At 33.5% G+C, this 7,706-nt stretch carries 10 protein-coding genes; 5 read left to right on the top strand and 5 right to left on the bottom strand.

Annotated elements, in window-relative coordinates; translation table 11 throughout:
* Positions 1–860 precede the first annotated feature (860 nt).
* Positions 861–1,289: a nucleoside 2-deoxyribosyltransferase gene (locus WYK_RS15685; RefSeq protein WP_040375421.1), complete on the bottom strand. Its 429-nt coding sequence runs from the start codon at positions 1,287–1,289 to the stop codon at positions 861–863.
* A gap of 336 nt (positions 1,290–1,625) precedes the next feature.
* Here WYK_RS15685 and WYK_RS15690 point away from each other — a divergent pair, with 336 nt between their 5' ends.
* Complete coding sequence (locus WYK_RS15690; RefSeq protein ID WP_040375422.1) at positions 1,626–1,940, top strand: hypothetical protein; 315 nt, start codon at positions 1,626–1,628, stop codon at positions 1,938–1,940.
* 738 nt (positions 1,941–2,678) lie between these two features.
* Complete coding sequence (gene truA / locus WYK_RS15700; RefSeq protein WP_040375424.1) at positions 2,679–3,416, top strand: tRNA pseudouridine(38-40) synthase TruA; 738 nt, start codon at positions 2,679–2,681, stop codon at positions 3,414–3,416.
* A gap of 86 nt (positions 3,417–3,502) precedes the next feature.
* Here the strand turns inward: truA and WYK_RS15705 are convergent, their stop codons facing one another.
* The 3 genes from WYK_RS15705 to WYK_RS23395 form a co-directional block, all read right to left on the bottom strand.
* Positions 3,503–3,817, bottom strand: a complete 315-nt coding sequence (locus WYK_RS15705; RefSeq protein ID WP_040375425.1) for an iron-sulfur cluster biosynthesis family protein — start codon at positions 3,815–3,817, stop codon at positions 3,503–3,505.
* Between the two features lie 211 nt (positions 3,818–4,028).
* The gene (locus WYK_RS15710; protein WP_161629144.1) at positions 4,029–4,430 is read right to left on the bottom strand and encodes a DUF3298 and DUF4163 domain-containing protein; all 402 of its coding nucleotides are present in this window, start codon (positions 4,428–4,430) and stop codon (positions 4,029–4,031) included.
* A 25-nt stretch (positions 4,431–4,455) separates the two neighbouring features.
* Positions 4,456–4,929, bottom strand: a complete 474-nt coding sequence (locus WYK_RS23395; protein ID WP_051387577.1) for an SH3 domain-containing protein — start codon at positions 4,927–4,929, stop codon at positions 4,456–4,458.
* A 231-nt stretch (positions 4,930–5,160) separates the two neighbouring features.
* Here WYK_RS23395 and WYK_RS15720 point away from each other — a divergent pair, with 231 nt between their 5' ends.
* The 3 genes from WYK_RS15720 (at position 5,161) to WYK_RS15725 (ending at position 6,664) form a co-directional block, all read left to right on the top strand.
* Complete coding sequence (locus WYK_RS15720) at positions 5,161–5,448, top strand: CotD family spore coat protein (protein WP_040375426.1); 288 nt, start codon at positions 5,161–5,163, stop codon at positions 5,446–5,448.
* Positions 5,449–5,628: 180 nt separating this feature from the next.
* Positions 5,629–5,871 carry a hypothetical protein gene (locus tag WYK_RS24585; RefSeq protein WP_152526483.1) on the top strand — a complete coding sequence of 81 codons (243 nt, stop codon included), beginning with the start codon at positions 5,629–5,631 and terminating at the stop codon, positions 5,869–5,871.
* A gap of 19 nt (positions 5,872–5,890) precedes the next feature.
* Positions 5,891–6,664: a GNAT family N-acetyltransferase gene (locus tag WYK_RS15725; RefSeq protein ID WP_040375427.1), complete on the top strand. Its 774-nt coding sequence runs from the start codon at positions 5,891–5,893 to the stop codon at positions 6,662–6,664.
* Between the two features lie 154 nt (positions 6,665–6,818).
* On the opposite strand, the gene WYK_RS15730 is transcribed toward WYK_RS15725, so the two are convergent.
* Entirely contained in the window at positions 6,819–7,553 is a 735-nt protein-coding gene (locus WYK_RS15730) for a glucose 1-dehydrogenase (RefSeq protein WP_040375428.1), read from the bottom strand.
* Positions 7,554–7,706: the final 153 nt, after the last annotated feature.

Genomic DNA, 7,706 nt, shown 5'->3' on the forward strand with positions numbered 1-7,706 from the left:
GAAGTATATTCCTCAGATAGTACCCAATTTTTCTATTATCACTAAAGTTATTTTTAATAAATACAATCATATTAAATCCACATTGCATGGTATGAAAAATGGACTGGAAGCAGTTGTATAAGGTTGTAGAGTAAAAGGAATCGATGGAGCGGCATATAGATATGCATAGGGGTACGGAAAAGGGCATTGCTACGGCAAAGTTTATTAATACTGCTTGTTCTCATCTTTGAAAAAAGCTTTTTTAATCTAGATAAAGGTATATGAAATAAATATCCATTTAAAATAGATTATGTTGGTTTTGTATTCATTAATTGCTAATTTAGGTTTCCTGAAATTTTCTTAGTATTATTTTTTATATTTCATTCTAGTTTTCAGAACGTATTAATAGCATATGAATTAAATTGATGTATAATTATTGAGCATTATATAATAGTTTAGAGGTGAATTTTTGTGGAGTGGCTAGTCCAGTATAAAGGATGGATACTTGTTGGACTATGTTTATTTGTTGTTTCAGGTATCATGAAAATGATTTTTAAAAATAAGGGTGAATCTAATTCTCAAGCAGTATCTGGGGTTCACTCAAGGAGTCATGTGAGGGGTAGTAGTAAAAGTAGTAGTAACCATCATCATGATGAATGATTTTTACATAAAACGATAAATTTATGCTTTGTATGCCAGGAAGAGGCAGTTCAAATTAGAAATCCTTCAGAGACCAAAAAAGTAATGAGTAAATAAATCAAACACAAGCTATTCTTGAATAAATACCTAATACCCCTTACTCAAATGAGTAAGGGGTATTTAGAATGTCAAAAAGTATATGAAAATTAGTTAAACGTATGTATTGGTATTCAGCTTATTCTTTATTTAACTGCTTTTAAGTACGGTTTAATAGGTAGTGTAGCAAAGTCATAGTTTTCAACGTCATTCCAGTCTTCAAAATAAGCATGGAGGCTGTCCGTAATCATAAGGTTGATGATCTCGCCGGTTGGGCTGAATAACATAACAGGTTTACCTAAAATATAAGAGGCGCCCAGTTCCCATGCAGTACCTGTATCATCATAGTTATCTCCGATAATCCCAAAAGTAATATCAGCCCATTTGATATGTTCCAAGTCATTCTTGAATACGAATGTGCGCCATTCAAACGAACCAAATTCAACTTCAGGTAATTGATTTTCTCTCGGTGAAAATACAGTATGTCCTAAGTCACGTAACACCTGTTCCGCTTTAGAAACATGTTTCAATTGTTCTTCGTTAAAAAATGGTGAAGCTAGGTAAATTTTCGCCATGTTGTCTTTCCCCCATTATGCTAGTTTGTTTGTATGATCAAACATTAATTAGTTCGGTCAAACTTATAATAACCTTCGGATCCTCCTTTTGTATATAAAGATACTTATAAACATACGATTATTATGTAGGTGGTCACATTATCGTCGCAACAGCTTGTGAAATGGTGGTTCAGACTGACAGAATGATATTCTGCTAATTACCCATATGGTATAATTAGTTAATTATTAATTTGAGTATGGATTGAGGAGAACTATGAAAAAAACCTAATAATAATCTTTTCTTTCCTATTGTTAGCCATGATCTTTCTTAACTTTACGGTTGAAAAGTCCCCCAACTTGTCACCAGAAGGAACGGTAAAAAGTTTCCAAAAGGCCTATGAAGAAAAGGATTTCAACCTCTTTAAACAATTATTTGCTGAAAGTTACATGAAGGAAACCTTCCCTGATGGAGAGAAGGATATGCATGATTTTTTAACTGTTGGAAACCTAGAATTTACTGATATACACACCATTAAAAAAGAAGAAAATAAAGCTAAAATTGGATTTACAACTAATTTTAAGAATGGAGAATATAGCAATGGAAATAATTGGGAAATAACCATGCAATTACAAAATTCCAAATGGCTTATCTACAAGATGAATATTAACTAATCCTACCAGTTAACTAGCTCAAGGGAGTTTTGGAGGGGGGGAAACCTAAACCGAAGTCCAGATGATCTCCGGATGAGAGAGACTGTGCTTGGTTCACGAGGGGAAGGAAGGTTTCTGACCGCTTACTTAGGAATCTAAGATTCATGCCTGGAGTTAGAGCCAATTTTTTGATGTTAAATCTTATCCTTTTTTCGAAAAGGTCTAAAAAAGGCTAAATACAATGCAATCATAAAACAGAGTAATCCACCGAATCCCGTAGTAATACTTGAAAGTTGTTCAGAGTATAAGAGTTTACTAATTCCTAAAAAAGTAATAAATATCCACCCAATACTATTCATGATTAGGTTTGGATGCATTTAATCACTCCTTTCATTCAAAAAAGTAAACTAGATTATATATTTCTACCGTAGTATAGCACATGTAATTCCTTTATTTTAAACATGCATTTTGGAATCTTATGAATAATGCGTTCCTTTGCATGATGGTAGCTGCTTTGGTACACTATGCTGAAGTGCTTTTTACTGTGGCTGTTAGGAAATAGTTTGGAAACGCCTAACTAAAATGGATGATCTTTACATAAAATATGTATTTAAATTTGTCCCGGAACATGGAACTAGGGGCACATCAGCATGTTAACATCTTGTGGAGTGATACTGGTTGACTAGGTATAAATCATTTGTTCCCCCACACAGCAAGAATTTGAGCGGCTTGTACTTTATGATCTTTTAGGAGGAAACAATGAATAATTATAAATTGACCATTCAATATGATGGTGGACGCTATCAAGGCTGGCAACGACTCGGTAATAGTGATAATACGATTCAAGGAAAAATTGAAAGCGTCTTAACAGAAATGGCAGGGGAACCAATTGAAATTTTTGGTTGCAGCAGAACTGATTCCGGTGTGCATGCACTTGCCCAAATAGCTAATTTTAAGATGGGTGGAAATTCAACTGAATCTGAAGTTATGAATTACTTAAATCGATATTTACCCCAGGATATTAGCATTGTAGAGGTTGAATTGGTTCCTGAACGTTTTCATGCTCGTTATAATGCTAAGGATAAAACCTATTTGTATAAGATTTGGAACGAGCAATATACCAATCCTTTCATGCGGAAATACAGTATGCATGTTGAGGAAACTTTGAATATCCCTAGTATGAAAGAAGCCTGTCAATATTTTATAGGTACACATGATTTTACATCTTATTCAAATGCAAAGTCTAAGAAAAAATCTATGGTGCGCGAGATCTATACTATTGAGATAGAAGAAATTGCGGGCTTCCTTGAAATTAGAGTGCGAGGGAATGGTTTCCTCTATAATATGGTGAGAAAAATTGTCGGTACATTAATAGAAGTTGGTTTAGGTGAAATCGTTGCTGCAAAGATCCCAAGTATCTTAGAATCAAAAGAAAGAGTCCAAACGGGCCGTATGGCGGATCCAGCAGGGTTATACTTGGAAAATGTTGATTTTTAATTTTTATTGTTCATAAAAACACGGTAGAACATTACAAACAATGTTCTACCGTGTTTTTGCTTCTTTGCTACGACATTTACTTATGTTTAATTTACTCTTTTTAACTGGAGATTGTATCTAAATGTTTCTTCATCTGAATATAGTTTGTATCCAAGCTTATCATTGTAAGTAAGATATACGTTATCCGGAAGATGTTTTTTAGATTCACTTGATAGTAAAACAGGGATCCCGTCGATAATAAATTTTTCATCATCTTCGTTTTGATTGTCTATTTTTAGTTCGTGTTCCACGTAAATCGAACAGCTCGCAAGATAAATAGCTTCTATACGGACGCCCTCGTTCTCTTTATAATCTACTTTTTTTAGTTGAGCGACTGCTTCTTTTTTGATCTCAATGTTCATTTAATCACACTCCCATTAAAATGTATCTCGTGCTTTATGTATTCCTATACCCAATTTTTTATAAGTTCATGTATTTGGTGATTTTTTAAGAATAGGGAGGAGATTGTCTTTTACCGATAAAAGCTTAAGTCATCCAAGCATCTACACAACGCATGCTTTTTCTTGTGTATGGGGAAAAAAACGTGAAAGGAGTTATCCCTTCACGTTTTGATTATTTGTAAACTGAATAGGGGACCGATACAGTTGGGTTTCCATCCGCATAGGAAGCTACTTCGTACTCCTGAAAAACCAAGGTTATGCCATCACGATTATAATAAAACTGTGTATCTTTATTTATTTTTACATCACTTGATTTGGTAACAAAGTGTTTAAATGGCTCTCTGTTTTTCATATACTTATATGCGAATTTTTGTACGGAGTTCATTTTTGATTTTGATGTAAGAACATCACTGATTTTCATCTGCTTCCCGTTACTAATGGTAAAGTTAAAGGATTCAGCATATCCTATTCCATGTGCACCGCCTGTATATGCATAGTTATTGGTTAAGATACTTAGTTTTGAACCGTCGTTATAATTAACTTTATAATTCGTGATATATTCGTAATTACACATTAACTCTTGACAGTTACCTATTTTTTTATTCTTTTTTAGCATCATCTTTTATTTTCAAATATGTTTTGTATGATGCTTTTGCCTCATTGGATAATGTTTGGTTAATTTTATCCTCAACCTTTTTATTTTTAATTCCTGAAACTTGTGCATAGGCAAGGTCCTTAATCCCTTTATAATGATGTTTTGTTACTTTAACACCTGTATAAAAAGATAAATACTTTGTTGATACATAGGCTTTTTTACTTTTATAACGAATTTCTGACCATCCAGTTGACGTTTTAGAATAAACGTTAACACTTGATCCACTCTTTAAAGAACCAATAGACTTATAGTTTGTACCAGCTCCACTTCTTACATTGAGAGGCGAATTCGTACTAGTAGTAACAAATGCTGTTTCGAACGCAGCTGCTTTTACTGTTGAGCTCCCATAATTGCTTATCAACAAAGAAAAAAGCAAAGAAAAAGAAAAAATCATTTTTACCATTCTAGATAGTTTCATTAAATAACCTCCAAGAAATGTCTGGGTAATTTACATTATATAGGAGTTGTTTCTATGTATAAAGGATAAACTCATTTAAATTACTGTTGTAAATAACAACAAACAACTTTAATTAAATACTATTTGTGTCCTAATCTTCTAAGAAAAGATAAGTTGTTTGTCTAGGACAAGTCCTTAGCTGTTTACATATACTACTTTGTAAGGAAATAATCCAAAAAGGTGGAATTAATTATGGGAAGAAATGGAAATAATAATCACTCTAGAGGGAATTGTTATAATGGACAAAATGAAGAGGTTATAGTAAATCCTTCACAAACAGTACTTAATACAACAACCAATCAACGAGTAGTTAGAAATATACATCCTACTGAAATTGTGAATGTAAACAGAACGATTATTAGAAATGAAAATTACTATCCAGTAACTGAACGTACAGTGGAAGAAACGGTAGTAGAAAATTATGATTGCGGGAATAACGTAAATAATAGTTCAAACTGTAGACCGTTTTGGAATAGATAAGTTAATTATAAAGGCACTTACCCTTAATAGGATAAGTGCTTTTTTCGTTAATTTCTATTAAAAATGCCAGTTAAGAGGATGCATTTGGTAAAATATTCATAAGAGGAGGTTAGATGTGAGAAAATACACGGGTATTCTATCTATTACTTTATTATTAGCTGCGCGAAGTATTTTGATTTTTTGGCAGATAATATGCTCCCAATTACGATTACTACATATCTATTAGCTCTGTTATTAGTACTCATTTCTGAAAAAGGACGATGGAAGAAAATCGCATTATCATTATTAGTCCCAATAACTTTAGTAGTAATCGGCTTTTATGCTGTCATGACATTGTTTTGGAATCAAAACATACATCCACCGATTAAGAGTGCTAATTCAGCAATCTTTTTAGTTAATTATCATCTTCAGTATGAATGCTGATAAAGAAGGGGTTAATCGTATGATCATCCTTAATGAAAATGATTTTGAGAGAGTAAGAATAGGATTAGAAGATAAAGAAAAGATACTTCCCACTTTTGTTCTGTCCGTATTGGATCAGCATATTCGTGGAACGGTTTATGCGGATTCTGTTACTCCTCAGACAGCATTAATTGGAACAGAATCTGGTGTCTATTTCGTTGTAGGTAATGAGAACAATCATGATTTCAATGATTATCTTTTTGATTTATATAATCAAAGAAAAAAGAAAAAACTACGATTTACTTTATTTTCCTCAAATGAAAACTGGGATTGTGTAATTAAGAATCAGTTTAAAGATATGCTTAGGCAGATGAGCAGATATTCCTTTGATTATGATAGAAAGAAACAAATCGATGATAAGGTATTGCCCAAGGAGTATTCCATAAGGAGAATCAATGAAGAACTGCTGGTAAATAGCGCGGAATTTAATGAAGATTATTATAAAGAATACTGGGGAACTGTATCTAATTTCTGTAATTATGGCTTTGGTTACTGCATCCTCCATAATGGCAAAGTAGTTAGTGAATGTACGTCTATTTTTTCTTCACGTCATTATTCAGAAATGGATATTGCAACTCACAAAGAGTATAGAGGTCAGGGGTTAGCTTCTATTATTGCAAATGCCTTTATCCATCACTGCCTCGAAAGTAATAGAATCCCACGTTGGGATTGTGATACAGGAAATAAATCATCAATAAAATTAGCAGGGAATTTGGGGTTTGTAAATCCTGTGCAGTATTCTATTTTTGTATAAACCATGGCAGAGGGTGAAAGTTTGGGAATCCACACCTTTAATCCATTAGACGTACCACCTACTGGTGACCAGTGATTCTTCAGATAATGAGTACAAGAAGGTGTTAGGTAAAAAAAACTGGTTGTCCTCAAAAGAGGCAACCAGTTTGTTTACATTACTGAGCAGTTAAACCGCCATCAGCTACGAATTCAGAACCTGTAGAATAGCTTGATTCATCAGAAGCTAGGAATAAAACAAGATTTGTTATTTCTTCTGACTGTGCAACACGCTTAAGTGGAATGTGTTTTGAAAATTCCTTAATTGCTTCAACTGCATCACCTGATGAGATCATAGGTGTTTCAATTACACCTGGGTGAACAGAGTTTACGCGAATACCGTAACGGGCAAAATCCATTGCCGCTGCTTTTGTCATGCCACGAACAGCAAATTTTGTATCTGTATAACCAATTGCGCCAGCGACTAAGCCATTCATTGAAGAAATATTGACGATTGATCCATTTTCTACTTTTTTCATAGAGGATACAACAGATTTCATTCCTAAAAATACTGACACTTGGTTTATATTAACGATTTGTAAATATTGATCTAAAGTTGTTTGTTCAATAGAGTTGTTGCGACTGATACCAGCATTATTAACTAAGATGTTTACTGGTCCAAAAGCCTTTTCTGTTTCAGAAACGACGTTTTCCCAATCTGCTTCACTTGTAACATTTTGTTTAATAAACATAGCATTTTCGCCAAGCTCATTGGCAAGAGCTTTTCCTGCTTCTTCGTTTAAATCGGTTAGGACAACTTTTGCGCCCTCTTCTACAAATTTACGAGCATGAGAAGCTCCCATACCACCTGCTGCACCGGTAACAATTGCTACTTTATTAAGTAATCTTTCCATACTAACACCTCTTTTTTAAATTTGATAGTTTAACTATCAATATGTGCAGATATATTCTATACCATTTGTTCAACTTTAACAAGAAGAAAGAGAAAGGGACATGACAAAGAGTATGATCATGGTAAATTTGATATGTACTGAATCATTATCTAT

The sequence above is a fragment of the Peribacillus psychrosaccharolyticus ATCC 23296 genome, from assembly GCF_000305495.1.
Lineage (GTDB): Bacteria > Bacillota > Bacilli > Bacillales > DSM-1321 > Peribacillus > Peribacillus psychrosaccharolyticus.